Here is a 24,966-nt window from a genome sequence, read left to right on the forward strand (position 1 = left end):
ATTAAAATAAATTTAGCAAAAAAGAAAATGGGAAAGACTTGAAGTCTTTCCCTAAATTTCTTATTTTTTAATGTTGAATCTCTTGTTGAATTTATCAACTCTTCCACCAACATCAACGATTTTTTGCTTACCAGTGAAGAATGGGTGGCATTTAGAGCATATTTCTACTTTAAGTTCTTCTTTAACAGAACCAGTTGTAAAAGTATTTCCACATGCACACTTAACCACTGCGTCGTGATGGTATTCTGGATGTATGCCTTCTCTCATGTTTTTCACCTCTTTGTGTTTTAGTTTTATTGTAGCATTGTACAATAAATAACTACTAGAGTATATCATAGTAACCTATAGCAGTCAATAAAAGACAAAATTAAAAAAAACTTTTTATAAAGGTGCATAAATGCTATAATCATTATTAACTGAAATGTAGAAGGAGAGAAAAAAATTGAGTAAATTATACTTTAGATATGGGGCTATGAATTCAGGAAAATCAACGCATTTAATGCAAGTTGCTCATAATTATGAAGAAAGAGGAATGAGAGTTTTATTAATGAAACCATCAACAGATAAAAAGGGTGGTAATAAACTTGTTTCTAGATTGGGAGTAGTTAGAGAAGTTGATGTTCTAGTTGGAGAAAATGAAAATATTTGTAATATAGTTAAAAACAATGTTAAAGAGTATGGGAAATTACATTGCATTTTAGTAGATGAAGTTCAATTTATGAAAAAAAATCAAATAGATGAATTATTTGAAGTTGCAGTAACACTAGATATTCCTATAATATGTTATGGTCTAAGAACTGATTTTAAGATGGAAGGTTTTGAAGGAAGTAAAAGACTACTATTAATTGCACATAGTATAGAAGAGATGAAAACTATATGTAAATGTGGTAACAAAGCTGTAGTAAATGCGAGAAAGATAAATGATAGATTTGTATTTGAAGGTGAGCAAGTTGCTATAGATAATATAGGTGATGTTCATTATGAATCATTATGTGGAGAGTGTTACTTTAAATATAAGAACCAAAAATAAGGAGGGGATATATATTGAAGAAATGTGACGTGGGTGGTCAAGCTGTTATTGAAGGTGTAATGATGAGAGGTAGTAAAGGAATGGCAACAGCCGTAAGAAAAGAAGATGGTAACATCGAAGTTGAAGTCAGAAAAATTACACCAATTACAAAAAAATACAAGATATTAAATATGCCATTTATAAGAGGTGGCTTTATACTTATAGATTCTTTAATACAAGGAATAAAATCATTAAATTATTCAGCCTCTTTTTTTGAAGATACTGAACCATCAGCTTTTGAAGATTGGCTTAAAAAGAAGTTTGGAGATAAAAGTAATGATGTAATAATTACTTTTACGATGTTTATTTCATTTATACTTTCAGCATTTTTATTTATTGCAATACCTACAGGAGTTGCTTCACTTTTTTCTAAACTCAACATATCTAGCATAGGTCTTAATATGATAGAGGCAGCTATTAGAATAGGAATATTGCTATTATATATGTGGGGAATTAGTAAATTAGATGATATATATAGGTTATTTCAGTATCACGGTGCTGAGCATAAGACTATCTTTTGTTATGAATCTGGAGAACCCTTAAAGGTTGAAAATGTAAAGAAATATTCAAGGTTTCACCCAAGATGTGGAACAAATTTTTTATTCCTTATAATGTTTGTAAGTATAATAGTTTTTGCTTTTACTGGATGGGGAAGTTTTTTTGAAAGGCTATTACTTAGAATAATACTAATACCAGTTGTGTCAGGAATAACTTATGAGCTTATAAAATGGCTTGGAAAGTCTGATAATAAGCTAGCAAAAATTATTGCAGCTCCAGGATTAAAATTACAAGAGATTACAACAAGAGAGCCAGATGATTCACAGATAGAAGTTGCAATTAGATCTTTAAGAGCGGCTGAAGGGTTACCGGAGGAAGAAATGACAATAACAGAACTTTTAGATGAAGGAACAAAGATATTATTAAATGTAGATAAGGAAAATGCAAGATTAGATGCTACATTATTATTAGGATATATAATAGGTAGAGATAGGCTTTATATACTAACTCATGGTGAAGAAAATATAAATAATAATGATAAGAAAAAGTATCTAGAGCTTATAGAGAAAAGAAAATTGAAGATGCCAATTAAATATATTTTAGGTTCTTGTGAATTCATGGGATTAGACTTCGATGTTGAAGAGGGTGTATTAATTCCTAGAGGAGATACAGAAATATTAGTTGAAGAAGTTTTAAATCATATAGATGATGATGAAAAGTTAGATGTATGTGATTTATGTTCAGGGAGTGGTGCTATTGGTATATCACTTGCACACTACAGAAAAAATATTAATGTAGATGAAATAGATTATTTTGAAAAACCAGAAAAAATCACAATTAAAAATATTAAAAAACATAAATTAGAAGATAGAATAAGATTTATTAAAAGTGACTTATTGAAAGTTGTTATAGATGAAGATAAGAAATATGATATCATTGTTTCAAATCCTCCATATATAAAGGAAGAAGAAATAAGAACTTTAATGGATGATGTTAAAAGATACGAACCTCATAGTGCTTTAAGCGGAGGAGAAGATGGACTTATTTTCTATAGAAGAATAGTTAATGAAAGTAAAATTCTTTTAAAGGGAAAAGGAATATTAGCCTTTGAGATTGGGCATGATCAAGGAGATGAGGTAAAAACGCTTATGGAAGAAAATAATTTTAAAGATGTAAGAGTTATAAAGGACTTAGCAGGACATGATAGGGTAGTTGTAGGAAACTTTACCCTTGTTGAAAAAGGATTATAATATGTGATATAATGTTTAAATATGAAATTAGATAATACGGAGTGGATAAAATGTTATTAGATAAATTAGCATTCATAGAAAACAAGTATGATGAATTATCAGTAAAGATTAGTGATCCTTCAATTATGGCAAACCAAAACGAGTGGAGAAAACTATGTAAGGAACATGCCGATTTAGAAATAATAGTTGGAGCTTACAAGGAATATAGAAAAGTTATAGAAGATTTACAAGATAATAAAGAAATGCTTGAGATTGAATCAGATAAAGAAATGAAAGAAATGCTTAACGATGAAATTAATGAGCTTAAGAAAAGAGAAGAAGAATTAGAAAAAGAGATACAAATTCTACTATTACCAAAAGATCCAAATGATGATAAGAACGTATTTGTAGAAATAAGAGCAGGTGCAGGTGGAGACGAGGCAGCATTATTTGCAGCTAACCTTTTCAGAATGTATACAAGATATGCAGAAAACAACAGATGGACTGTTGAACTTATGAGTACTAATGAAACTGGAATTGGTGGACTTAAAGAAGTTGTATTTATGATTAAAGGTCATGGTGCATACTCAAGACTTAAATATGAAAGTGGAGTTCATAGAGTACAAAGAGTTCCAGATACAGAATCAAGTGGTAGAATACATACATCAACTGCTACAGTTGCAGTATTACCAGAAGTTGATGATGTAGAAGTTGAAATTAATGATAAAGATATTAAGTTTGATGTATTTAGAGCATCCGGTAATGGAGGACAATGTGTTAATACAACTGACTCAGCAGTAAGACTTACACACATACCTTCAGGTATAGTAATATCATGTCAAGATGAAAAATCACAGCTTAAAAATAAAGAAAAGGCTATGAAAGTTTTAAGAGCAAGACTATATGAACAAGCAGAAGCAGAAAGAGCAGCAGGTATTGCAGAGGATAGAAAATCACAGGTTGGTACAGGGGATAGAAGTGAAAGAATAAGAACTTATAATTACCCACAGGGGAGAGTTACAGATCATAGAATAGGATTAACTCTTTATAAATTGGAAATGTTCTTAAATGGAGATATAGATGAAGTTATAAATGCACTTATAACTGCTGACCAAGCTGAAAAAATGAAACAAATGGGAAATACAGAGCAGTAATTTTAAAAAAGCCTTGCATTGATAATGTAAGGCTTTTAGAATATATAAAGGGGCAAAGTATGGATATTTATAAAGCATTAAAAAAAGAAAAAAAAGCCATAAAAAGATTTTATATATACATGGGTATATTAGCTTTGTTATTGCCAACTACATTATGGCTAACAGATATCAAAACAAAATTTTTTATATTTTATGTGCTGATTTTAGAGCTTTTAATAATACTTGCTGTTTTAAAAAAAAGGGATTATACAAAGCTTGAATTTAAATATAAAAATAATAGACTAAAGTTTACGAGCGGATTATTTAGCCAAACTAACACAATATTATGCGATACTATAGCCATAGTTCATACTGATGGTATGGAAGATTATATGAAGATAATATTAGTTAGTAATGCAAAAGTTAGAAATAGAAGAATGAAGCTAATATCAAAAGGATTTTTAAAAAGATATCCAGAAGTAGCTGAACTATATGATAAAATAAAAAGATTAGATCCAGATGAAATTTACTATTTTCAAATAGTGAAGAAAGGTGGACTAAAGAAATATCCTTTTCTAGATGAGGTATTTAAATATTGTGTTAAGGCAGACTATACTGAAGCTTGTATTGAAAATATAAAAATTGCGCGTGGGCAAACTTTAAGTTAGAAAGAAGGAATTAACTTTGAAAACAAAGATTGCTACTTTAGATGGAGCTAATGATATAAAGTACATAAAAGAAGCAGCACAAGTTATAAAAGATGGAGGAGTAGTTGCATTTCCAACTGAAACTGTATATGGATTAGGAGCAAATGCTTTAAAAGAAGAAAGTGTAGAAAAAATATTTATAGCAAAGGGAAGACCACAAGATAATCCTTTAATTATACATGTTGCTTCAAAAGATATAAGTGAATATGCAAAAAATATTCCTGAGGTTGCAACTAAATTAATGGATAAATTTTGGCCAGGACCGATGACATTAATATTAGAGAAAAAGGATATAATACCAATGAAGACAAGTGCAAATCTAGATACTATAGGTATTAGAATGCCATCAAATGAAGTGGCATTAGAACTTATTAAGGAATCAGGAGTTCCTATTGCAGCACCATCTGCTAATATAAGTGGAAGACCAAGTCCAACAGACATTGAACGATGCATTGAAGATCTTACAGGAAGAGTAGATTATATAATTGGTGGACAAAAGAGTAAAGTTGGGTTAGAATCTACTATAGTGGATTGCACTGTATATCCTCCAGTAGTTTTAAGACCAGGTGGACTAACTTTAGAAATGCTAAGAGAAATAGATAAAAACATAGCAATTGATAAAGGATTACTTAATAATTCAGAAGAATTTAAACCAAAAGCACCAGGCATGAAGTATAGACACTATGCGCCAAATGCAAAGCTTAAAATTATAAAAGGAAATAAAGAAAAAACTATTGAAAAAATTAATGAAATGGTACAAAATTATATAGATGATGGAAAGAGAGTAGGAATACTCATAACTAAAGAGAATAGTCATAGATATCCTAAGGGAGAAAAGGTTATTCTTGGAGAAGAAAACAATTTAGAAGAAATTGCATCAAATCTTTTCGAAGCCTTAAGATCTTTTAATGATCTAGATGTAGATATAATACTTGCAGAGGCTTTTAATGAAGAGGGCTTAGGCGTTGCTATAATGAATAGATTAAGTAAGGCAGCAGGCCATGATGTTATAAATGTGTAATAGTGTTTGGAGGTTTTTTTATGAAAGTACTCTTCGTATGTACAGCAAATACATGTAGAAGCCCAATTGCAGAAGAAATATTTAATAAACTGAATAGTGATAAAAGTTTAAGAGCTAAATCAGCTGGCATTACTATTGTTCCAGGAAGCTTCGTGACTGAAAATTCGGTAGAATTAATAAAAGAAGAATTAGATATAGATATTCAGGATAAAGAAGCTATTCAATTAAATAGGAATATGCTTCAAAGGGCTGATATTGTTTTAACAATGACTAATTACGGTAGAGACTTTATAAAAAATAATTATCCAGATTATAAAGAGAAAGTATTTTCAATATGTGAATATGCTGGCGTTACAGGGGAGATAACTGACCCTTACGGCAGCACAATTTCTGTTTATCATAAAATATATAAAGAATTAGAGGATATAATTCCTCGTATAATAGCTAAATTAAAGAAAGATGGAAGTGTGTAATATTTTTATTACATACTACACTTTCTTTTTTTATAAATTAAAATACTTATGAAAATAATTGGAGGTGGCGTTATGAAAATAGCATTAGGATCAGATCATGGTGGATATAATTTAAAAAATGAAATTGCATCATTTTTAAAAGATAATGGGTATGAAATAAAAGATTTTGGTACTTATAGTACCGAATCATGTGATTATCCAGAATATGCACAAAAGGTTGCAGAAGCTGTTGCAGCAAAAGAATTTGATTTTGGAATATTAGTTTGTGGAACAGGTATAGGAATAAGTATAGCTGCAAATAAAGTACCAGGAATTAGAGCAGCATTATGTTCAGATACTTTTAGTGCACATGCAACTAGACAACATAATAATGCAAATATTCTTGCTCTAGGTGAAAGAGTTGTAGGACCAGGTCTTGCAATAGATATAGTTAAGACATTCTTAGCTTCAGAATTTGAAGGTGAAAGACACCAAAAGAGAATAGATAAAATATCTCTTATAGAAGAAAAATATAATAAATAATTAATTAATATATTGGAGGAATTTAAAAATGAGTAAAGTTACAGAAATCAATCATCCATTAATACTACACAAGTTAGCATTTATAAGAAGTAAGGAAACAGGCTCAAAGGATTTTAGAGAGTTAGTTTCAGAAGTTTCAATGTTAATGGCATATGAAGTTACAAGAAATCTTCCAACTGAAAATGTTGAGATAGAAACACCTGTATGCAAAACGAAATGTAAGATGTTAGCTGGAAAGAAGCTAGCTATTGTACCAATATTAAGAGCGGGACTTGGAATGGTAGATGGTGTTTTAAAACTTATACCAGCAGCTAAGGTTGGACATATTGGATTATATAGAGATGAAGAAACACTACAACCAGTTGAATATTTCTGTAAGTTACCTCAAGATATAGCAGAAAGAGAAATAATCGTTGTAGATCCAATGCTTGCAACTGGTGGATCAGCAGTAGATGCATTAACTATGCTTAAAAATAGAGGCGCAAAGTGCTTAAAGTTAATGTGTTTAATTTCATCACCAGAAGGAATAAAGGCAGTAAAGGAAGCACATCCAGATGTTGATATATTCGTTGCTGAAATAGATGAAAAATTAAACGAGCAAGGATATATAGTACCAGGCCTTGGTGATGCTGGAGATAGATTATTCGGAACTAAATAGTTTCTTTGATTTATAATTAGTAAAATAAATAATAAAATCCCCCTATTTTATAAGAAATAGGGGATTTTATAGATATTATAATTTGAAATATAAGAATTTTAGATATCATCTACATCAAATGAAAGTTCAATTTTCTTAACAGATGGCACAAGTTCTGTTAATCTCACACCAGCAGATTCAAACATTCTCTTGGATGCCTTAACTACATCTGTGTCAGCATATTTATTACTTAAATAGATTACTTCCTTTATGCCACTTTGAATAATAGCTTTAGCACATTCATTACAAGGAAATAGCGCAACATAAAGTTTTGCATTTTCAAGTGAAACACCTCTATTATTTAAAATAGCATTAAGTTCTGCATGCACAACATAAGGATATTTAGTTTCTAAGAAATCACCATCTCTTTCCCATGAATAGCTATCATCTGAGCAGCCAAATGCAAATCCATTATAACCAACAGATAATACTCTATTAGTAGGGCTTACAATACATGCACCAACTTGTGTACTCGGATCTTTACTTCTTTTAGCTGATAAAAGTGCAAGTCCCATAAAATACTCGTCCCAAGATATAAAATCAGTTCTTTTCATAATAGAAACTCCTTCATATAAAAAAATTATGTAATTTATTAATATTATAATATAAAGGCAAGAAAAAGGGAAAAAATCGTCTGAAAAAGTATTTGTTTAAAATTTAACAAAAAACTATTGATTATTATTAAAGTAATGGTTATAATAAAAGTATGTTAAGAGTTTAACAAAGATTAAGAAATTTGTTAATTATAAATTTGGGAGGTTTTATTAATGAGAGATGTAGTAATTGTAAGTGCGGTAAGAACAGCACTAGGTTCATTTGGAGGATCATTAAAGGATGTTCCTGCAGCAGATTTAGGTGCATTAGTAATAAAGGAAGCAGTAAAGAGAGCTGGAATAAAACCAGAAATGGTAGAAGAAGTTTTAATGGGAAATGTTATTCAAGCAGGTCTTGGACAAAACGTTGCTAGACAAGCTACAATAAAAGCAGGTCTTCCAAACGAAGTTTCAGCAATGACTATTAATAAAGTATGTGGATCAGGATTAAGAGCAGTTAGTTTAGCAGCTCAAATGATAAAAGCTGGTGATACAGATATAGTTGTAGCTGGTGGTATGGAAAATATGTCAAGAGCACCATATCTTTTAGACACTGCAAGATGGGGTCAAAGAATGGGTAACGGAAAAATGGTTGACTCAATGATAAATGATGCTTTATGGGATGCATTTAATAACTACCACATGGGAGTTACCGCTGAAAATATAGCTAAAGAATGGAATTTAACAAGAGAAGAGCAAGATGAATTTGCTGTAGCTTCTCAAAATAAAGCAGAAAGAGCTATAAAAGAAGGAAGATTCAAAGACGAAATAGTTCCAGTTGTAATACCACAAAGAAAAGGAGAACCAAAAGTATTTGATACAGATGAGTTCCCAAGATTTGGAGCAACTATAGAAGGATTATCAAAATTAAGACCAGCATTCCAAAAAGAAGGAACAGTTACAGCAGGTAATGCTTCAGGTATAAATGATGGAGCAGCTGCATTTGTAGTAATGAGCGCTGAAAAAGCAGAAGCATTAGGACTTAAGCCAATGGCTAAGATTCTTTCATATGGATCAAGAGGATTAGATCCAGCTATCATGGGATACGGACCATTCCATGCTACAAAGAAAGCTTTAGAAGGAACTGGATTAGAAGTTAAAGACATAGACCTTGTAGAAGCAAACGAAGCATTCGCAGCTCAAAGTTTAGCAGTAGCTAAAGATTTAGGATTTGATATGAGCAAAGTTAATGTAAATGGTGGAGCTATAGCTTTAGGACACCCAGTTGGAGCTTCAGGAGCTAGAATATTAGTTACATTACTTCATGAAATGGAAAAGAGAGATGCTAAAACTGGTTTAGCTACACTTTGCATAGGTGGAGGAATGGGAACAGCATTAGTTGTTGAAAGATAATTATAAAAAAATATAAGTATAATTATACAAATATACCTTAGAATTTTGTTCTAAGGTATATTTTTTTATTTTTGAATAAATATAAAAATTATACTACAATTTTATGAAAACATTTAAAAAAAATCGAAAAATAATAATAAAAAATAAAAAAGCTATAAAAATATTAATTTTACACACAATAAATATGAATAAAGTGAAAACAGTATTAACAATATAATAATGCATTGAATAAGAGGAAAATTTTTTATTCAAACCTAATACTATTTTAATAGAGTGATTATTATACTTATATAGGTTATATATATCAAAAATAGGAAATAACATCAAATATTTTAAAATTTCTATTGGAAATACCAATTTATTATGACTATGAAAAAGAGATATAATTTCAAAATATTCAGAAAATTGAATAGATAACAAAAATTCAATTTGTAAAATGTGAAAAATAAAATAAAACGGATATAGTAGCAGTAAACATGAAGTATTAGAAGATAATTTTGCTTAAAAATCAAAAAATAACAAATTTTAATTAAAAATCAAGTTTTGGACAAAAAAATATATAAACTATAATTAAGAATATAATTGCCGAGGGGGTAAATTATGGTTGGAAATTTAAGTGGAATACTTAGACAAACTTTTAAAAGTAGTGGGATCATTCTTACTGCGGGACTTATAATTACATATTTAATAAATGCAAATTACTGTTTCCCATTTTTAATGGGATCAATTATTAGTATTTTAAATTTCTTAATAAGTGGTGCAGTTACTGAGAAGACTATTAATAGTGACATGAGTTTAAAAGGTATTATGCTTATGGTTAGTTTTGTAATAAGAATAATAATGGTATCAATAGTAGGATTGTTATTATTGCAAAACCAATTCAATATAGTATTTTATCTTATTGGATACATGTCCAACTTCATTTCTCTATTCATGGCAATTAAATATGAAGAAAGGAAGTGATTGAGTGGAAGCGTTATTTAAAGAAATTGGCTCTACTGTGTTACAACAATGGGGAATAATTATTATAGTAGCCATTGTTTTGATACTAATGACAAGAAATCTTTCAGTAGTACCTAAAGGAAAAAGTCAATCAATAATTGAGCTTTTTGTTGAAGGAATTAGCAATTGGACTAAGAACACTATGGGAGATAAATACACAGGATTTGCAGCTTATATCGGTGCGTTAGTTCTTTTCTTATTTTTTATGAATATAACTGACCTTATAGGTTTAAGACCACCAACAGCAGATTATAGTGTTGCATTAGTACTATCATTAACAACATTCTTAATGGTTCAAATAAATGCAATTATAAAGAATGGCGGTTTTGGATATCTTAAAGGATATATTCACCCAAGCCCAGCTTTATTACCTATCAATATACTAGAGAGAGTAATGCTACCAGTTACATTAAGTTTTAGACTTTTCGGTAACATTACAGTTGGAGTAGTAATTGTTGAATTGCTATTACAAGCATTAGGTAACTTAACTTGGTTTGCTCAATTAGCTATCCCAGTGCCATTTATGGCATACTTCGATTTATTTGACGGATTTCTTCAAACATTCATCTTTACTATATTGACAATGATTTATATAAAGATGACAGCAGAGGAGTAGCCCAAAAAAATCAATTTTTAGTCAGAGAAACTTTTAAAGTATTAAGGAGGAATTATTTATGACTGGAGCAGAATTTATAATAGGAATGCGTGCAATAGGTGCAGGTCTTGCAGTTATTGCAGCAGTAGGTGCAGGTGTTGGTATTGGTAATGCAACAGCAAGTCTATTAAAGAGTATAGCAAGACAACCTGAAGCAAGTGGTAAGCTTATGTCAACATACTTCATTGGTTGTGCCTTAGCAGAAACAACAGCAATATACGGATTACTAATTTCATTCATCTTATTATTTGTTGGTATCCACTAAAATTTGAATACTATAAAAAAAGTAGGGTTTTAATAAGCCTGGAAGGGAGGCTTTAAATTTGGAAATTAATATGAATATTAACATACCAGAAATGATAGTAACACTAGTAAATCTACTTATATTATTTTGGTTAGTTAAACATTTTGCTTTTGATAAAGTAAATAAAATCTTAAAACAAAGAAAAGATCTTATTGAAAATACAATAAGTAAAGCTGATGAAGACTTAGAAAAAGCAAGAATATTAAAGCTTCAAAATGAAAGAGAAATCAGTTCAGCTAAAGAAGAAGGAAAAGAAATTGTTAGTCAATATAAGACTAAAGCAGACAATGTTTATAAAGAAATAGTAGAGGATGCTAGAAGAGAAGCAGGAACTATTATTGATAAGTCTAAAGTTGAAATTAATAGAGAGCGTACAAAGGCTCAAGCGGAGATTAAAACACAAGCAGTAGAGCTTGCTGTATTCCTTGCAGAAAAAGCACTTGGAGACTCAATTGATGAAAAGAAACATAGAGAACTTATAGACGATTATATAAGCAAGGTAGGTATGTAATTATGTACGAATATTTAGATCGTAGATATGCTTTAGCTTTATATAAAGTAGCAGAAGAAAAAAATAAAGTCGAGGAGTATCTTGAAGACTTAAGAGAGATTTGCAATATTATTGATAACAATAAAGAATTTTACGAAGTCATTAAATACCCTCAAATAAGTACAAGACAGAAGAAGAAAATTTTCATTGATTTATTTAAGGGTAAAATTGATGAGGAATTATTATCATTTTTACTAATACTTATTGAAAAAGGCAGAATCTTATATTTAAAAGAAAAGCTTAATCAAATGGAACAAATCCATTTAGAAAAAGAAAATAAGGTAATTGCAAAGGTTAAAAGTGTTATAGAACTTACAGAAGATGAGACTTCAAGGCTAAAAGAAAAGCTAGAGAAGAAATATAACAAGACAGTAATTATAGAACATGAAATTGATAAGAGTATAATAGGTGGACTTTATGTAAGAGTTGGAAATGATGTTATTGATGGATCAATAAAATCAAGACTTGAAGACATGAGAGCCTTAATGCTTAAGATGGAATAGAGGTGAAACCATGAATATCAAACCAGAAGAGATTACTTCTATAATCAAAAATGAAATTGAAAAGTACGATAAACAAATTAAAACAATAGATTCAGGTACAATTATTCAAATTGGTGACGGTATTGCGAGAGTATATGGTTTAGATGATTGTATGGAAGGTGAATTATTAGAATTCCCAAATGATGTTTATGGTATGGCATTAAACCTTGAGCAAGATAATGTAGGATGTGTTTTACTTGGTTCTGAAGAAGGAATCAAAGAAGGAGATGTCGTTAAAAGAACTGGTAAAATTGTTGAGGTTGGAGTTGGAGCAGAATTAATAGGTAGAGTTGTAGACGGCTTAGGAAATCCTATTGATGCAAAAGGTCCAATAAAACCAGAGGCATATAGACCAATAGAAGTTCATGCTCCTAGTATCCTAGATAGAAGCTCAGTTAATGAACCATTACAAACAGGAATAAAGGCAATTGACTCAATGATTCCAATTGGTAAGGGACAAAGAGAACTTATCATAGGAGATAGACAAATAGGTAAAACTGCTATAACTATAGATACAATCATTAACCAAAAGGATAAAGATGTAATCTGTATATATGTAGCAATAGGTCAAAAACAATCAACAGTAGCACATATAGTGAATACATTAACAGAATTTGGTGCAATGGATTATACAACTGTTGTTGCTGCAACAGCTTCAGAATCAGCACCATTACAATATTTAGCACCTTATGTTGGATGTTCAATTGGTGAACATTTCATGCATCAAGGAAAAGATGTATTGGTTATATATGATGACTTATCAAAGCACGCTGTTGCTTATAGAACAATGTCATTACTACTTAAAAGACCACCAGGCAGAGAAGCGTATCCAGGGGATGTATTCTATATCCATTCAAGATTACTTGAAAGAGCAGCTAAACTTTCAGAAAAGAATGGCGGAGGTTCATTAACTGCACTTCCAATAATAGAAACACTAGCAGGAGACGTTACAGCATATATCCCAACTAATGTTATATCAATAACAGATGGTCAAATATTCCTAGAATCAGATCTTTTCTATTCAGGACAAAGACCAGCTGTTAATGCAGGTATTTCAGTATCAAGAGTTGGGGGTAACGCTCAGATTAAAGCCATGAAACAAGTTTCAGGTACTTTAAGATTAGAGCTTGCCCAATATAGAGAATTAGCATCATTTGCTCAATTTGGATCAGATTTAGACGCGGACACTTCAAGAAGACTTGAAAAAGGTAAGAGAATGGTTGAAGTTTTAAAACAAAATCAATATTCTCCAATGGCAGTTCAAAATCAAATCATGATTCTTTATGCAGCAGTAAATGATTATTTATCAGATATAAAGGTTGAAGATATAAGAAAGTTCGAAAAAGATTTCTTAGAATACATGGATACTCAATACAGAGAAGTAGGAAAAGAAATAATAGAAAAGAAAGTTTTAACTGATGAATTAAAAGCATCCCTTGAAAAAGGAATTACTGAATTCAAAAAAATATTCTTAAATAACGCATAGCTTATACATTAAGCTATGCCATCTTTTAGGAGGTGGAGGTATGGCAGGAGCTGGACTTATTGAAATTAAGCGTAGAATTAAGTCAGTAGAAAATACTAAAAAAATAACAAAAGCCATGGGACTTGTTGCCACTTCTAAGTTAAGAAGAGTCAGAATGGAATTAAATAAAAATAACAGTTACTTTGAAGCGACTAGAGATATAGCCCAAGAAGCTTATTCATCAATGGATGTTGAAAAAGAAGGTATATATTTTAAAGGCGGTCATTCAAAGAGAAAGTTATATATAGTTGTAACATCAGATTCAGGATTATGTGGAGGATATAATGTTAATATAGCATTATCTCTTAAAAATCATGTTGGAATGGAAAAATCAGATAGTCTAGTTATGTGTTTAGGTAAAAAAGGTGTATCTTACATGAAAAGATATGGCTTTGAAACTGTAGCAGAGTACGTTGATATAAAAGAAGCTAGTGATATGAAAGAAGTTTCAATGATTTATAAGCATGCATTAAGATTATATAATTCAAATGAGGTTGGTGAAATTTATGTTGTTTATACACACTTTAATTCACCAGTTTCTCAAGAAGTTAAAGTTGATAAAATGTTACCTATAGAATTTGACGAAATAAAAGAAGATATTGGATTTATGTTAGAACCAAATGATGAATCTTCAATAGAGGCAACTTTTGATTTTTATTTAAAATCAAAATTAATTAATTGTATTTTAAATGCAAAAACTAGTGAGGAATCTTCAAGAATGACTGCGATGGACGGAGCTACAAAGAATGCAGATGACTTGTTAGATTCATTAAACACTAAATATAATAGAATTAGACAAAGTGCTATAACTCAAGAAATTGCAGAAATAGTTGGTGGAGCAGAAGCACAAAAATAGTGAGGAGGTATCATTAAATGCCTAACAATATAGGAAAAGTAGTTCAAGTTATTGGACCAGTAGTTGATATAAAATTTGATACTGAGTCACTTCCAAATATTTATAATGCTATTGAAATAGAGATGGGTGGAGAAACTTTAGTAACTGAAGTTGAACAACACGTCGGAGATGATATAGTAAGAACAATAGCTATGGAAGCGACAGAAGGATTAAGAAGAGGTATGAAGGCAGTTAATACAGGAAAACCAATATCAGTTCCTGTAGGAGAATGCGTTTTAGGAAGATTATTTAATGTTTTAGGAAAACCAGTTGATAAAGAAATATCTGGAGATGTTGTGACTAAGGAATTCTATCCAATACATAGAGCCGCACCAACATTTGCAGAACAATCAGTTGAACCTGAAATGTTTGAAACAGGAATAAAAGTTGTTGACCTTATAGCTCCTTACCAAAAAGGTGGTAAGATTGGTCTATTTGGGGGTGCTGGAGTTGGTAAGACAGTACTTATTCAAGAACTTATAAACAATATAGCAAAAGAACACGGTGGATTATCAGTATTTACAGGTGTTGGAGAAAGATCAAGAGAAGGTAATGATCTTTACTATGAAATGAAAGAATCAGGAGTTTTAGATAAGACTGCATTAGTATTTGGTCAAATGAATGAACCACCTGGTGCTAGAATGAGAGTTGCACTTACAGGTCTTACAATGGCAGAGTATTTCAGAGATCAAGGTCAAGACGTGTTACTATTTATAGATAACATATTTAGATTCTCCCAAGCAGGTTCAGAAGTTTCAGCACTTCTTGGTAGAATACCTTCAGCAGTTGGATACCAACCAACACTTGCAACTGAAATGGGTGCTCTTCAAGAAAGAATAACATCAACAACACATGGTTCAATTACATCTGTTCAAGCAGTATATGTACCAGCGGATGACTTAACTGACCCAGCGCCAGCTACAACATTCTCTCACTTAGATGCAACAACAGTTTTATCAAGAAGTGTAGCAGAACGTGGTGTTTATCCAGCTGTTGACCCATTAGATTCAACATCAAGAATATTAGATCCAAGAGTAGTTGGAGAAGAACATTATTCTGTTGCATCAAAGGTTAAACATATATTAGAAAGATATAAAGAACTTCAAGATATTATTGCTATATTAGGTGTTGATGAATTATCTGATGAAGATAAATTAACTGTTGGTAGGGCAAGAAAAGTTCAGAACTTCTTATCACAACCATTCACAGTAGCAGAACAATTTACTGGTATGAAAGGTAAATATGTTACAGTAGAAGAAACAATAAGAGGATTTAAAGAAATTATTGAAGGTAAGCACGATGATTTACCAGAATCAGCATTCTTATTTGTTGGAAATATAGATGAAGCTATAGAAAAAGCTAAAACTTTAGCATAAGGGGATGATGCAATATGGCTAATACCTTTAAACTAAAAATCATGACACCTAATAAAGTCAAGATAGATGAAGAAGTTTTAAGCTTAACTACAAATACATCAGAAGGTAAGTTTGAAATTCTTGCAAACCATGCTTCTATAGTAGTTAACACAATACCTTGTGTAACAGAAATTACTAAAGCGAATGGAGAAAAGATAAATTTATTTACTTCAAGAGGTGTAATTGGTTTTAAAAATAATGAATTAAACTTCTGTTGCGGATCCTGTGAAACAAAAGAAGAAATTGATACTGGAAGAGCAGAAGAAGCTAAAAAAAGAGCAGAAAAGCGCTTAAATGATGAAAAATTTGATCGAGAAAGAGCAGAAGCTGCTTTAGGCAGAGCGCTTGCTAGATTAGAATTAAAAAGTAAATAAGAATATAAATTATAAACACCCTAGGTAGCTAAATTAATTTAGATACCTAGGGTGTTTTAATTTAGCCAATTTATGACAATCTATCACAAAAAAATATTAAATTTATATATTATAGTATAAAGGCGAATATGTATATTAAAGGGAAAAAATGACAACAATAAAGGTGAAAGGCGGGGAGGGCGTATGGAATTAAAAAGCTTATTCATCTATTTTATTGTTTTCTCAATTAATTTATTAGCATTACCAAGTGAAGAGAATATAAATATCAATAATTATCAATATATAGAAAGCATAGTTAAGAGTGAAACAATATTTTCTGAAAATGGAGTTAAGATTCAATATAATATTAAGTCTGATATAAATGATGAAATAAAAAGAATTAAGGATATATATAACGAAGGATACAGTATAGAAAATTTAACAGATAAAAATCATTTTTATATTAAAGGAGATAATGATCTAGAAATAAAAGTATGGGAAGAAGAGGATAGAGTTTTTGTTGAAGGGGCTATAATTAATTCTAAAAAAGAAGCTTCCACAGTTGAACTGAAGAAGGAATTGCAAAAATTAGAAGATAATAAAGCAAATTCATTAATATATTTTGAATATTATAAGGGAAAACTAAATTCTGTAAAAAGTATAAAAGATATAAGTTTAAGCAATGAGTTAATTAAAGTGCATAATGGCTATGTTGGAAAAAGCAAACTTAAGGATGGAAATCAAATAAGCTATGGAATTATGGAATATGACACAGGGGTATATGTAATTGTGGGGACTCCTATTATATTTACAACATACTAACAATTAATTATGGAGGAAAATATGGAAAAAATAATAGTAAAAGGGGTTAAGAAACTAACAGGAGAAGTAAATATAAATTCGGCTAAAAATTCGGTGTTACCAATAATAGTATCAACAATACTATCTCCTAATAAAATAATAATAGAAAATACTCCTATGTTAGAAGATGTTCAAGTTATACTAAATCTACTTAATGGCTTGAATACAGATATGAATTATTCAAAGATTAATAACTCACTTGAAATAAATACAAGTAACTTAAAAAGTTTTGATACAACTAATGAGCTTGTAAGAAAAATGAGAGCATCATTTTTAATTATGGGTCCAATGCTCGCAAGGTTTGGACATTGTAAATTATCTATGCCAGGAGGATGTAATATAGGTAGTAGGCCTATTGATTTACATTTAAAAGGCTTTAAGGCATTGGGAGCTGAAATTATACAAGGACATGGATTTGTTGAGGCAAAGGCAAAGAAGCTTATAGGTAATAGAATATATTTAGATTTCCCATCTGTTGGAGCAACAGAAAATATAATGATGGCAGCAGTTTTAGCAAGCGGAACAACAATTATAGAAAATGCTGCTGAAGAACCTGAGATTTGGGATTTAGCAAATTTCTTAAATTCAATGGGTGCTAAGATAAAAGGAGCGGGACTTGGTAAGATTACTATAGAAGGTGTAGAATCTTTAAAAGGAGTAATTTACAGGCCTATTTATGATAGAATAGAAGCGGGTACATTTATGGTAGCTGCTGCTATAACAAATAGTATGATAAAGATAAATAATGTAACTGAAGATCATATGAGACCTTTAATTGAGAAGTTAAAAGAATGTGGAATTATATTAACAGAAGAAGATGATGGAATAATAGTGGATGGTAGATTTGATAAAAAACCAGTAGATATAAAGACACTGCCATATCCGGGTTTCCCAACAGATATGCAACCTCAAATGATGGCTCTATTATCTGTTATTAATGGATCTAGTATAATTACTGAGACTGTATTTGAAAATAGATTTATGCATGTAGCAGAACTTGTTAGAATGGGGGCTAGGATTAAGATAGATGGTAGAACAGCAGTTATTGAAGGAGTTTCTAGGCTTACTGGCTGTGAAGTGAAAGCTACAGACTTAAGAGCAGGAGCAGCTATGATATTAGCAGGGTTAGTAGGGGATGGATATACAGAAATAAGTGATATATATCATATAGATAGAGGATATTTAGATATAGAAGAAAAGTTTAGAGGCTTAGGAGCTGATGTTTGTAGAGTTAAGAAATAGAAGGTGGTATACCTTCTATTTTTTTTATCTTCTTTACATAAACTTCAAAGAGTAAGTATATTTATAAATAATAAACATATAAATAGATGTACATACATTTAGGAGGGATTAGAGAGTGAGAGAAAAAGAGATTATTGAAAATCTTAAAAATATAGGGCTTATTACAGGCTTCATATTAATATTTATGGTAATAATTCCTTTTATACTTATGGGAAGTGGTATAAAGGATTTCACCTCTCCTACTAATACAGGTTCTGATGGGAAAGAGATTAGTATAGCTGTAAAAGGAGAAGATAAAGCAAAGGTATATATAACAAAAGAAAAGAAAGTTAAAGAAATAGATGTAGAAGAATATATATTGGGAGTAGTTTCAAGTGAGATGCCAGCTAGTTTTGAAGAGGAAGCATTAAAGGCTCAAGCTATTGCAGCTAGAACTTTTTATTATAGTAAAAGAAATAAGAGTTGTAATTTATCTAATGGCGGCGAAATATGTGATGGAGTTCATTGTCAGGCTTATATGAGTAAAGAGGAAAGATTAAAAAAATGGTCTGATAAGGATAAAGATAAAAACTATGAGAAAATAAAAAAAGCTGTAGATGATACTAAAGGGAGTGTATTAACATATAATGGTGAGATTGTACTATATCCACAGTTCTTTTCAACTAGTGCTGGGAAAACAGAAAATGCTGAGGATGTTTTTTCATCAAAGGTTCCATATTTAAAATCGGTCAATAGTGAAGGAGAAGAAGTATCTAGTGCATATGAATCAGAAAAAGAAGTAACAAATAAAGATTTTGTAGATATAGTTAATTCAAAATATAGTAAAGCAAAATTAAAAGTTGATAATCTAAAAGAAAAAGTAGAAATAAAATCAAGAACACAAGGTGGTGCAGTTCTTGATGTAAAGCTTGGAGGAGAGACAATAAAGGGAACAGATTTTAGAAAGCTATTTGATTTAAAATCAGCAAATTTTACACTTGAATACTCAAAAGATAAGATAAAGATTAAGTGTAAAGGAAATGGTCATGGTGTTGGGATGAGTCAGTGGGGAGCTAATATTATGGCTAAAGATGGTAAGGGGTATGAGGAAATATTAAAGCATTATTATACTGGTGTAGAGATTGGAAAAATAGTTTATAAATAAATACTGTAAAGTGTTATAAAAAGATGATGTTTGGTAAATAATCAAATATCATCTTTTTTTAATGGATAATATTAAAAATATTAGAAAATATGTATTATTTTTCATAAAAAGGACAAAATGATTATTGGAGGTGTTGATTATGAACCAAAAATCAAACGGATTTAAAGAAAATTCTAAAAACACGATGTCAGGTATTAAAAAGTTTTTCAAAAAGGAAGGATTTTATGTAGCTCTATTTATTGGACTATGCGTAGTTACTATAATTGGTGCTGTTGCAATTAAAAATATAGGCACTAAATCTAAACCAGAAGCAAAAGCGCCTGAAGATAAGGAAATCACTTTAAATGTTGAAGAGAATAAGAATACAAATGTAGAAACATCAGTAGAAAACTCTGAGAGAGTATCTAATGACAAAAAAGAAGAAAAGAAAACAACAAGTAAGGCTGTTGGAACAAATAGTAAGATGAATTTTTCAAATCCTGTAGAAGGAAAGCTTTTAAAAGGGCATAATGAGCCATATTTATTTAAAGATGGTAAAGCAGTTGCAGAAGGTGAAAAAGGTGATTCAAGCTTAAGCTATGGTGGTATATCAGTAGGAGCTAAAATGGGTACTCCTGTAAAAGCTTCAGAAGATGGAGTTATAGAAGATGTAGTTGAAAATGATGTAACTTATGGAGTTACAGTAATTATAAAACATGCAAACGGAGTAAAAACATCATACGCAAACCTAGATAAAAATGTAAAAGTTAAAAAAGATGATAAGGTTAAAAAAGGACAGGAAATAGGTAAAGTTGGTAACACAGCTAGTACATTAAAAATGTGTGTAAAAGATGATTTTATGCATATAAAAGTTTTCTCAAAGAAAGATAATACTTATTCAGAAGTAGATCCATTAAAGTACTTTGCTTATAAAAAATAGGTAAAGAAAAAATTAATCAGCCGTTTTAGGCAAAATGGCTGATTAATATTTTAAGTTTATAAAAATATTATCATTAAAATAAATATAAGTAATTAAGGAGGTAGCATTTTGAAAGACTACATTGAAGAGAGAGTATTAGAAGTAGCACAATATATTATTGATTCAAAAGCTACAATAAGAAAAACTGCAAAAGTTTTTGGTGTTAGCAAAAGTACAATCCATAAGGATATGACTGAAAGATTACCAAAGATAAATCCAATAATAGCTGAAAAAACTCATACTATCTTAGAGTTAAATAAAGCAGAGAGACATATAAGGGGTGGAAAAGCTACAAAAATGAAGTATAAATCTGCCGAATAAATCAAATTTTAGGTAAAAAGTTGAATTAAAATCATATTCCATATATAATTTACTGTATAGTTATATAAAAAAATGTAAAAATTTCTAAAATAAATTGTTAATAATTAGGAGTGGAATTTGGAATGTGGTTTTGGAAGTCAGGAACTGATCTAGGTGTAGATCTAGGAACAGCAACGGTATTAGTATACGTAAAGGGTAAAGGTATAGTATTAAAAGAGCCATCAGTAGTTGCTATAAATACAAGTACTGGAAAGGTATTGGCTGTAGGAGAAGAAGCAAGAAAAATGATTGGAAGAACTCCAGGAAATATCATTGCAGTTAGACCATTGAGAGATGGTGTTATTTCCGATTATGATGTAACAGAAAAGATGCTTAAGGCATTTATAAGTAAAGCATGCGGATCAAAGAAAATTGTAGCGCCTAAAGTAATGGTATGTGTACCATCACAAGCATCAGAAGTCGAAAAGAGAGCTGTTATGGAAGCTGCTAGAAATTCAGGAGCAAAAGTAGTACATCTTATAGAAGAGCCACTTGCAGCTGCAATTGGAGCGGGATTAGACATAACTAAGCCTGATGGATGTATGATTGTAGATATAGGTGGAGGAACATGTGATGTCGCGGTAATATCATTAGGTGGTGTAGTTGTAAGATCATCTATAAAGGTTGCTGGAGACAGATTTGATGAATCTATAATTAGATATGTAAGAGTAAAGTATAAAATAATGATTGGTGAAAAAACAGCAGAACAAATAAAGATGGAAATAGGTTCAGCCTTTAGCGGATCAAGAAATGAAGAGATGACAGTTAAAGGAAGAAACTTAGTGACAGGTTTACCTGATGAAATAAAACTAACTTCAGATGAGATAGGAGAAGCGCTTAAAGAACCGGTTAGCTTAATAGTAGAAGCTGTTAAGGGAGTATTAGAGAAAACCCCTCCAGAAATAGCTGCTGATATTATGGATAAGGGTATTCTTATGACTGGTGGAGGAGCATTATTACATGGCTTAGATAAGCTTATAGAATCAGAAACTGGGGTAACTGTGAATGTTGCTGAAAATTCAGTTGAAGCTGTTGCGGAAGGTACAGGTTCTGTTTTAGGATATATTGATAAATTAGATAAAACAGTAAATAACCAAGAAATCATATTAGTTGAATAGCATAATAAATAAACCCTGAGTATACTCCGGGTTTATTTTTTTACTTTAATGATGGAGTTTTATCTGGATTAGAATATTCATAGTAGGCATGAAGTATACCTTTAGATATAACTCTTGCCATATTTAGAACTAAGGAGAGTCTGATCGATCTAGTATAGAAAAGATCAGCATTTTCATTAGAATCTATAATGCCAACTATAGATTTGCTTCCAACATCGGGCAATGATTTACCAACGCCCTTTCCAGGTCGTATTGCAAAGTTTCTAATATGAATTTCTCCAATAGAAGATTCCTGCCCTAGGCATGCATCTATACCAAGTATATATGCATTAGGATGCTCTTTAGTTATATTATTTAATTGTTTATCTATATTTAAAGCATGTATAGGATTATTGATTGAACCATACACAGGAAGCGGAAATAGACTTTCCTTTAGTAAGGTACCAACTAATGGTCCTAAACAATCACCAATACATTTATCTGTCCCAATACAAACTATTATAGTATTTTCAGAAAAAGAATCTAAAATAGCTTGAGAAATATTATAATAAGCAAGTGGGGATGTGTGATGAATCCTTTTTTCCATATAAGCACCTCCATGCTTATAATATATGAAGATGTATTTGAAAATAGAATAATTTGAATAAAAATATCTTATATGGAAAGTATTCTCTATAGGAGGTGTATTATGAAAAAGATATTAATTACAAGTATATTAGCTATATCAACTTCACTTGCGGTATATTTTGTTGCTTTTTGGCAACCTAAAGAGGAGATTAATAATAACTTAGTATTGGAAAATTCAAAAAAAACAGAAGATAATAATACAAAAAAAGATAATAATGAAGATACAAATAAAGAAAGTAGTATTGATATAAATAAAAATAATAACTATAATAATGAAGAAAAAAATGAGAAAGATAAGATTAATGATAATTCTTCAAAGAATAAAGAAGATAAAGATAATTTAAATATCTCTAATAATGAAGAAAACAAAGAAAATAAAAATTCAAATAATAGTTCTAATAATAAAAAAGAAGAAACACAAGCTACAAATGCAAAAATATTTAATGTGAATAAAGAGGAGATATTAGGTAATCTTAGTTTAGTTGAAAAAACAAAGTTATTTACAATAGCTAATAAAATATCAACTGTAGATGTAGAAAGAATGAAAAATAGTTTAAAGAAAAATGGAGAGAAAGAGGGAATAACAGAGGTTGTTAGAGTTTTAAAGCTTAGACTTAAATCTGATGATTATAATGAAATAAAAAATATATTATCCCCATATATAAATATAGAATTTCTGGAAAGTTTAGTATAAAAATAAATAAGTATATTGTGATGAAAAAATAAGTATATAGAAGAAAAATAGAGAAATTTTAGTTTAATTTCTTATTTTGATATGTTTTGTCATTTGAAATAAAGAGTATATAAATATATACTAACTATTGTCGGTTGGCCGAAAGGCAAAACGACTTAAAACTTGAAAGAAAATCTGGTGGAGTTCCCGAGTGGCCAAAGGGGGCAGACTGTAAATCTGTTGTCAGTTGACTTCGAAGGTTCGAATCCTTCTTCCACCACCATTCTTAAGGGCGCATAGCTCAGCTGGGAGAGCACCTGCCTTACAAGCAGGGGGTCACAGGTTCGAACCCTGTTGTGCCCACCACAAGTTTTAATAAATAAAAAGTTTAAAGAATATATGCGCTGGCGTGGCTCAATTGGCAGAGCAGCTGACTTGTAATCAGCAGGTTATCGGTTCAAGTCCGATCGCTAGCTCCAAAATGAGGTGGAGTTCCCGAGTGGCCAAAGGGGGCAGACTGTAAATCTGTTGTCAGTTGACTTCGAAGGTTCGAATCCTTCTTCCACCACCATTTTTTATGGGCGCATAGCTCAGCTGGGAGAGCACCTGCCTTACAAGCAGGGGGTCACAGGTTCGAACCCTGTTGTGCCCACCAAACTTTAAACTAATTTTTTAAATATATATGCTGGCGTGGCTCAATTGGCAGAGCAGCTGACTTGTAATCAGCAGGTTATCGGTTCAAGTCCGATCGCTAGCTCCAAATAAGGTGGAGTTCCCGAGTGGCCAAAGGGGGCAGACTGTAAATCTGTTGTCAGTTGACTTCGAAGGTTCGAATCCTTCTTCCACCACCAAAAGCACTAAGATTAATCTTAGTGCTTTTTAATTTTATATAAAAATAATTTTATTAATATAGTGTAGTTATAATAAAATTTTATTATCATTTAAAATATAAATCTATATTATTTAAAACTAAAATATGCTCTATAGATTAGAAACTTTAGTATATAAAATAACAAATAATAAATATTAATAAATTTTATATATTAATAAATAAATATTAAGTTATTATTTTACACCTAATAATATCTACTTTTAATATAATATTAGAACCCTCTAAAATAGGGACTTTATGCATTGGAAAATTATATATAAAGTATAAAAGAATTCAAAAAGTAAAAAAATAGGATATTTTTACACACATAAAATCTATTGACTCTGCAAAATCTATGTGTTACAATTTCTACAGAAATTCAATTAATAAATAAAAAATATATAGACTCTTATCAAGAGAGGTGGAGGGAAACGGCCCTGTGAAGCCCAGCAACCTACATATAATCTTTAATGTTGATTATAAAGTGTGGTGCTAATTCCTGTAGAGCAATCTACAAGATAAGAAAGATTAGGAAACTTGATCTCTTCTTATCGAAGAGTTTTTTTTATTGTCAAA

Annotated in this window: 28 protein-coding genes, 7 tRNA genes and 1 riboswitch; of the genes, 32 read left to right on the forward strand and 3 right to left on the reverse strand. The window is 30.6% G+C overall.

Annotation, left to right across the window (positions count from 1 at the left end; translation table 11 throughout):
* Positions 1-60: 60 nt before the first annotated feature.
* Positions 61-267, reverse strand: coding sequence for a 50S ribosomal protein L31 (gene rpmE, locus K5V21_RS09660; RefSeq protein WP_204595487.1), 207 nt, complete (start codon positions 265-267; stop codon positions 61-63).
* A 175-nt stretch (positions 268-442) separates the two neighbouring features.
* Between rpmE and K5V21_RS09665 the strand changes: the two genes are divergently transcribed.
* From K5V21_RS09665 to upp, 8 genes are all read left to right on the forward strand, one after another.
* A complete protein-coding gene (locus tag K5V21_RS09665) occupies positions 443-1,030 on the forward strand; it encodes a thymidine kinase (RefSeq protein ID WP_204595488.1) in 588 nt (195 codons plus the stop codon).
* A gap of 14 nt (positions 1,031-1,044) precedes the next feature.
* The gene (prmC, locus tag K5V21_RS09670; RefSeq protein ID WP_221861091.1) at positions 1,045-2,817 is read left to right on the forward strand and encodes a peptide chain release factor N(5)-glutamine methyltransferase; all 1,773 of its coding nucleotides are present in this window, start codon (positions 1,045-1,047) and stop codon (positions 2,815-2,817) included.
* Between the two features lie 50 nt (positions 2,818-2,867).
* Positions 2,868-3,950: a peptide chain release factor 1 gene (prfA, locus tag K5V21_RS09675; RefSeq protein ID WP_204595490.1), complete on the forward strand. Its 1,083-nt coding sequence runs from the start codon at positions 2,868-2,870 to the stop codon at positions 3,948-3,950.
* A gap of 59 nt (positions 3,951-4,009) precedes the next feature.
* The gene (locus K5V21_RS09680; RefSeq protein ID WP_204595491.1) at positions 4,010-4,597 is read left to right on the forward strand and encodes a hypothetical protein; all 588 of its coding nucleotides are present in this window, start codon (positions 4,010-4,012) and stop codon (positions 4,595-4,597) included.
* A gap of 16 nt (positions 4,598-4,613) precedes the next feature.
* The gene (locus tag K5V21_RS09685) at positions 4,614-5,657 is read left to right on the forward strand and encodes an L-threonylcarbamoyladenylate synthase (RefSeq protein ID WP_221861092.1); all 1,044 of its coding nucleotides are present in this window, start codon (positions 4,614-4,616) and stop codon (positions 5,655-5,657) included.
* 20 nt (positions 5,658-5,677) lie between these two features.
* Positions 5,678-6,130, forward strand: coding sequence for a low molecular weight protein arginine phosphatase (locus K5V21_RS09690; RefSeq protein WP_221861093.1), 453 nt, complete (start codon positions 5,678-5,680; stop codon positions 6,128-6,130).
* Positions 6,131-6,202: 72 nt separating this feature from the next.
* Positions 6,203-6,652 (forward strand): ribose 5-phosphate isomerase B, encoded by a 450-nt coding sequence (gene rpiB / locus K5V21_RS09695; protein WP_221861094.1) that lies wholly within the window; start codon positions 6,203-6,205, stop codon positions 6,650-6,652.
* A 28-nt stretch (positions 6,653-6,680) separates the two neighbouring features.
* Positions 6,681-7,310 (forward strand): uracil phosphoribosyltransferase, encoded by a 630-nt coding sequence (upp, locus tag K5V21_RS09700; RefSeq protein WP_221861095.1) that lies wholly within the window; start codon positions 6,681-6,683, stop codon positions 7,308-7,310.
* 98 nt (positions 7,311-7,408) lie between these two features.
* Here upp and K5V21_RS09705 read toward each other — a convergent pair whose 3' ends face one another.
* Positions 7,409-7,903, reverse strand: coding sequence for a deoxycytidylate deaminase (locus K5V21_RS09705; RefSeq protein WP_204595496.1), 495 nt, complete (start codon positions 7,901-7,903; stop codon positions 7,409-7,411).
* Positions 7,904-8,116: 213 nt separating this feature from the next.
* Between K5V21_RS09705 and K5V21_RS09710 the strand changes: the two genes are divergently transcribed.
* The 16 genes from K5V21_RS09710 to mreB all read left to right on the forward strand — a co-directional run bounded on the left by K5V21_RS09710 (position 8,117) and on the right by mreB (position 22,219).
* Positions 8,117-9,295: an acetyl-CoA C-acetyltransferase gene (locus tag K5V21_RS09710; protein WP_221861096.1), complete on the forward strand. Its 1,179-nt coding sequence runs from the start codon at positions 8,117-8,119 to the stop codon at positions 9,293-9,295.
* 600 nt (positions 9,296-9,895) lie between these two features.
* Positions 9,896-10,258 carry a hypothetical protein gene (locus K5V21_RS09715; protein ID WP_204595498.1) on the forward strand — a complete coding sequence of 121 codons (363 nt, stop codon included), beginning with the start codon at positions 9,896-9,898 and terminating at the stop codon, positions 10,256-10,258.
* A gap of 4 nt (positions 10,259-10,262) precedes the next feature.
* Positions 10,263-10,913, forward strand: coding sequence for a F0F1 ATP synthase subunit A (locus K5V21_RS09720; RefSeq protein WP_204595499.1), 651 nt, complete (start codon positions 10,263-10,265; stop codon positions 10,911-10,913).
* 58 nt (positions 10,914-10,971) lie between these two features.
* Positions 10,972-11,217: an ATP synthase F0 subunit C gene (gene atpE / locus K5V21_RS09725; protein ID WP_204595500.1), complete on the forward strand. Its 246-nt coding sequence runs from the start codon at positions 10,972-10,974 to the stop codon at positions 11,215-11,217.
* Between the two features lie 70 nt (positions 11,218-11,287).
* Entirely contained in the window at positions 11,288-11,767 is a 480-nt protein-coding gene (locus K5V21_RS09730) for a F0F1 ATP synthase subunit B (RefSeq protein WP_204595522.1), read from the forward strand.
* A 2-nt stretch (positions 11,768-11,769) separates the two neighbouring features.
* The gene (locus K5V21_RS09735; protein ID WP_204595501.1) at positions 11,770-12,309 is read left to right on the forward strand and encodes a F0F1 ATP synthase subunit delta; all 540 of its coding nucleotides are present in this window, start codon (positions 11,770-11,772) and stop codon (positions 12,307-12,309) included.
* Positions 12,310-12,319: 10 nt separating this feature from the next.
* Entirely contained in the window at positions 12,320-13,834 is a 1,515-nt protein-coding gene (atpA, locus tag K5V21_RS09740; RefSeq protein WP_204595502.1) for a F0F1 ATP synthase subunit alpha, read from the forward strand.
* A gap of 40 nt (positions 13,835-13,874) precedes the next feature.
* Positions 13,875-14,729, forward strand: a complete 855-nt coding sequence (gene atpG / locus K5V21_RS09745; RefSeq protein WP_221861097.1) for an ATP synthase F1 subunit gamma — start codon at positions 13,875-13,877, stop codon at positions 14,727-14,729.
* 17 nt (positions 14,730-14,746) lie between these two features.
* The gene (atpD, locus tag K5V21_RS09750; RefSeq protein ID WP_204595504.1) at positions 14,747-16,144 is read left to right on the forward strand and encodes a F0F1 ATP synthase subunit beta; all 1,398 of its coding nucleotides are present in this window, start codon (positions 14,747-14,749) and stop codon (positions 16,142-16,144) included.
* 14 nt (positions 16,145-16,158) lie between these two features.
* Positions 16,159-16,557, forward strand: coding sequence for an ATP synthase delta/epsilon chain alpha-helix domain-containing protein (locus tag K5V21_RS09755; protein ID WP_221861098.1), 399 nt, complete (start codon positions 16,159-16,161; stop codon positions 16,555-16,557).
* Between the two features lie 183 nt (positions 16,558-16,740).
* Positions 16,741-17,358, forward strand: coding sequence for a hypothetical protein (locus K5V21_RS09760; RefSeq protein WP_221861099.1), 618 nt, complete (start codon positions 16,741-16,743; stop codon positions 17,356-17,358).
* A 21-nt stretch (positions 17,359-17,379) separates the two neighbouring features.
* Positions 17,380-18,639: a UDP-N-acetylglucosamine 1-carboxyvinyltransferase gene (gene murA, locus K5V21_RS09765; protein WP_221861100.1), complete on the forward strand. Its 1,260-nt coding sequence runs from the start codon at positions 17,380-17,382 to the stop codon at positions 18,637-18,639.
* Between the two features lie 115 nt (positions 18,640-18,754).
* A complete protein-coding gene (gene spoIID / locus K5V21_RS09770) occupies positions 18,755-19,783 on the forward strand; it encodes a stage II sporulation protein D (RefSeq protein WP_307495223.1) in 1,029 nt (342 codons plus the stop codon).
* A gap of 139 nt (positions 19,784-19,922) precedes the next feature.
* Positions 19,923-20,702, forward strand: a complete 780-nt coding sequence (locus K5V21_RS09775) for a peptidoglycan DD-metalloendopeptidase family protein (protein ID WP_221861101.1) — start codon at positions 19,923-19,925, stop codon at positions 20,700-20,702.
* Between the two features lie 108 nt (positions 20,703-20,810).
* The gene (gene spoIIID, locus K5V21_RS09780) at positions 20,811-21,062 is read left to right on the forward strand and encodes a sporulation transcriptional regulator SpoIIID (protein ID WP_204595509.1); all 252 of its coding nucleotides are present in this window, start codon (positions 20,811-20,813) and stop codon (positions 21,060-21,062) included.
* A gap of 122 nt (positions 21,063-21,184) precedes the next feature.
* Entirely contained in the window at positions 21,185-22,219 is a 1,035-nt protein-coding gene (gene mreB, locus K5V21_RS09785; RefSeq protein WP_221861102.1) for a rod shape-determining protein MreB, read from the forward strand.
* Between the two features lie 40 nt (positions 22,220-22,259).
* Here the strand turns inward: mreB and yyaC are convergent, their stop codons facing one another.
* The gene (gene yyaC, locus K5V21_RS09790) at positions 22,260-22,805 is read right to left on the reverse strand and encodes a spore protease YyaC (protein ID WP_221861103.1); all 546 of its coding nucleotides are present in this window, start codon (positions 22,803-22,805) and stop codon (positions 22,260-22,262) included.
* 102 nt (positions 22,806-22,907) lie between these two features.
* On the opposite strand from yyaC, the gene K5V21_RS09795 reads away from it, so the two are divergent.
* The 8 genes from K5V21_RS09795 (at position 22,908) to K5V21_RS09830 (ending at position 24,370) form a co-directional block, all read left to right on the forward strand.
* Entirely contained in the window at positions 22,908-23,540 is a 633-nt protein-coding gene (locus tag K5V21_RS09795) for a hypothetical protein (RefSeq protein WP_221861104.1), read from the forward strand.
* Positions 23,541-23,716: 176 nt separating this feature from the next.
* A tRNA-Tyr gene (locus K5V21_RS09800) sits at positions 23,717-23,802 on the forward strand.
* 7 nt (positions 23,803-23,809) lie between these two features.
* Positions 23,810-23,885: transfer RNA gene (locus tag K5V21_RS09805), tRNA-Val, on the forward strand.
* 37 nt (positions 23,886-23,922) lie between these two features.
* A tRNA-Thr gene (locus K5V21_RS09810) sits at positions 23,923-23,998 on the forward strand.
* 6 nt (positions 23,999-24,004) lie between these two features.
* Positions 24,005-24,090 (forward strand) — tRNA-Tyr (locus K5V21_RS09815).
* Between the two features lie 8 nt (positions 24,091-24,098).
* Positions 24,099-24,174: transfer RNA gene (locus K5V21_RS09820), tRNA-Val, on the forward strand.
* A gap of 29 nt (positions 24,175-24,203) precedes the next feature.
* Positions 24,204-24,279 (forward strand) — tRNA-Thr (locus K5V21_RS09825).
* A gap of 5 nt (positions 24,280-24,284) precedes the next feature.
* A tRNA-Tyr gene (locus K5V21_RS09830) sits at positions 24,285-24,370 on the forward strand.
* 426 nt (positions 24,371-24,796) lie between these two features.
* A riboswitch (SAM riboswitch) is annotated at positions 24,797-24,915 on the forward strand.
* Positions 24,916-24,966: the final 51 nt, after the last annotated feature.

The organism is Clostridium sardiniense, assembly GCF_019753795.1.
Classification (GTDB): domain Bacteria; phylum Bacillota; class Clostridia; order Clostridiales; family Clostridiaceae; genus Clostridium; species Clostridium sardiniense.

Excerpts from the sequence above, each read along its gene's own strand:
- rpmE (WP_204595487.1), bottom strand. The coding sequence starts at position 267 with ATGAGAGAAGGCATACATCCAGAATACCATCACGACGCAGTGGTTAAG.
- prfA (WP_204595490.1), top strand. The coding sequence starts at position 2,868 with ATGTTATTAGATAAATTAGCATTCATAGAAAACAAGTATGATGAATTA.
- K5V21_RS09680 (WP_204595491.1), top strand. The coding sequence starts at position 4,010 with ATGGATATTTATAAAGCATTAAAAAAAGAAAAAAAAGCCATAAAAAGA.
- K5V21_RS09690 (WP_221861093.1), top strand. The coding sequence starts at position 5,678 with ATGAAAGTACTCTTCGTATGTACAGCAAATACATGTAGAAGCCCAATT.
- rpiB (WP_221861094.1), top strand. The coding sequence starts at position 6,203 with ATGAAAATAGCATTAGGATCAGATCATGGTGGATATAATTTAAAAAAT.
- upp (WP_221861095.1), top strand. The coding sequence starts at position 6,681 with ATGAGTAAAGTTACAGAAATCAATCATCCATTAATACTACACAAGTTA.
- K5V21_RS09705 (WP_204595496.1), bottom strand. The coding sequence starts at position 7,903 with ATGAAAAGAACTGATTTTATATCTTGGGACGAGTATTTTATGGGACTT.
- K5V21_RS09710 (WP_221861096.1), top strand. The coding sequence starts at position 8,117 with ATGAGAGATGTAGTAATTGTAAGTGCGGTAAGAACAGCACTAGGTTCA.
- K5V21_RS09715 (WP_204595498.1), top strand. The coding sequence starts at position 9,896 with ATGGTTGGAAATTTAAGTGGAATACTTAGACAAACTTTTAAAAGTAGT.
- atpE (WP_204595500.1), top strand. The coding sequence starts at position 10,972 with ATGACTGGAGCAGAATTTATAATAGGAATGCGTGCAATAGGTGCAGGT.
- K5V21_RS09730 (WP_204595522.1), top strand. The coding sequence starts at position 11,288 with ATGAATATTAACATACCAGAAATGATAGTAACACTAGTAAATCTACTT.
- K5V21_RS09735 (WP_204595501.1), top strand. The coding sequence starts at position 11,770 with ATGTACGAATATTTAGATCGTAGATATGCTTTAGCTTTATATAAAGTA.
- atpA (WP_204595502.1), top strand. The coding sequence starts at position 12,320 with ATGAATATCAAACCAGAAGAGATTACTTCTATAATCAAAAATGAAATT.
- atpG (WP_221861097.1), top strand. The coding sequence starts at position 13,875 with ATGGCAGGAGCTGGACTTATTGAAATTAAGCGTAGAATTAAGTCAGTA.
- atpD (WP_204595504.1), top strand. The coding sequence starts at position 14,747 with ATGCCTAACAATATAGGAAAAGTAGTTCAAGTTATTGGACCAGTAGTT.
- K5V21_RS09755 (WP_221861098.1), top strand. The coding sequence starts at position 16,159 with ATGGCTAATACCTTTAAACTAAAAATCATGACACCTAATAAAGTCAAG.
- K5V21_RS09760 (WP_221861099.1), top strand. The coding sequence starts at position 16,741 with ATGGAATTAAAAAGCTTATTCATCTATTTTATTGTTTTCTCAATTAAT.
- murA (WP_221861100.1), top strand. The coding sequence starts at position 17,380 with ATGGAAAAAATAATAGTAAAAGGGGTTAAGAAACTAACAGGAGAAGTA.
- K5V21_RS09775 (WP_221861101.1), top strand. The coding sequence starts at position 19,923 with ATGAACCAAAAATCAAACGGATTTAAAGAAAATTCTAAAAACACGATG.
- mreB (WP_221861102.1), top strand. The coding sequence starts at position 21,185 with ATGTGGTTTTGGAAGTCAGGAACTGATCTAGGTGTAGATCTAGGAACA.
- yyaC (WP_221861103.1), bottom strand. The coding sequence starts at position 22,805 with ATGGAAAAAAGGATTCATCACACATCCCCACTTGCTTATTATAATATT.
- K5V21_RS09795 (WP_221861104.1), top strand. The coding sequence starts at position 22,908 with ATGAAAAAGATATTAATTACAAGTATATTAGCTATATCAACTTCACTT.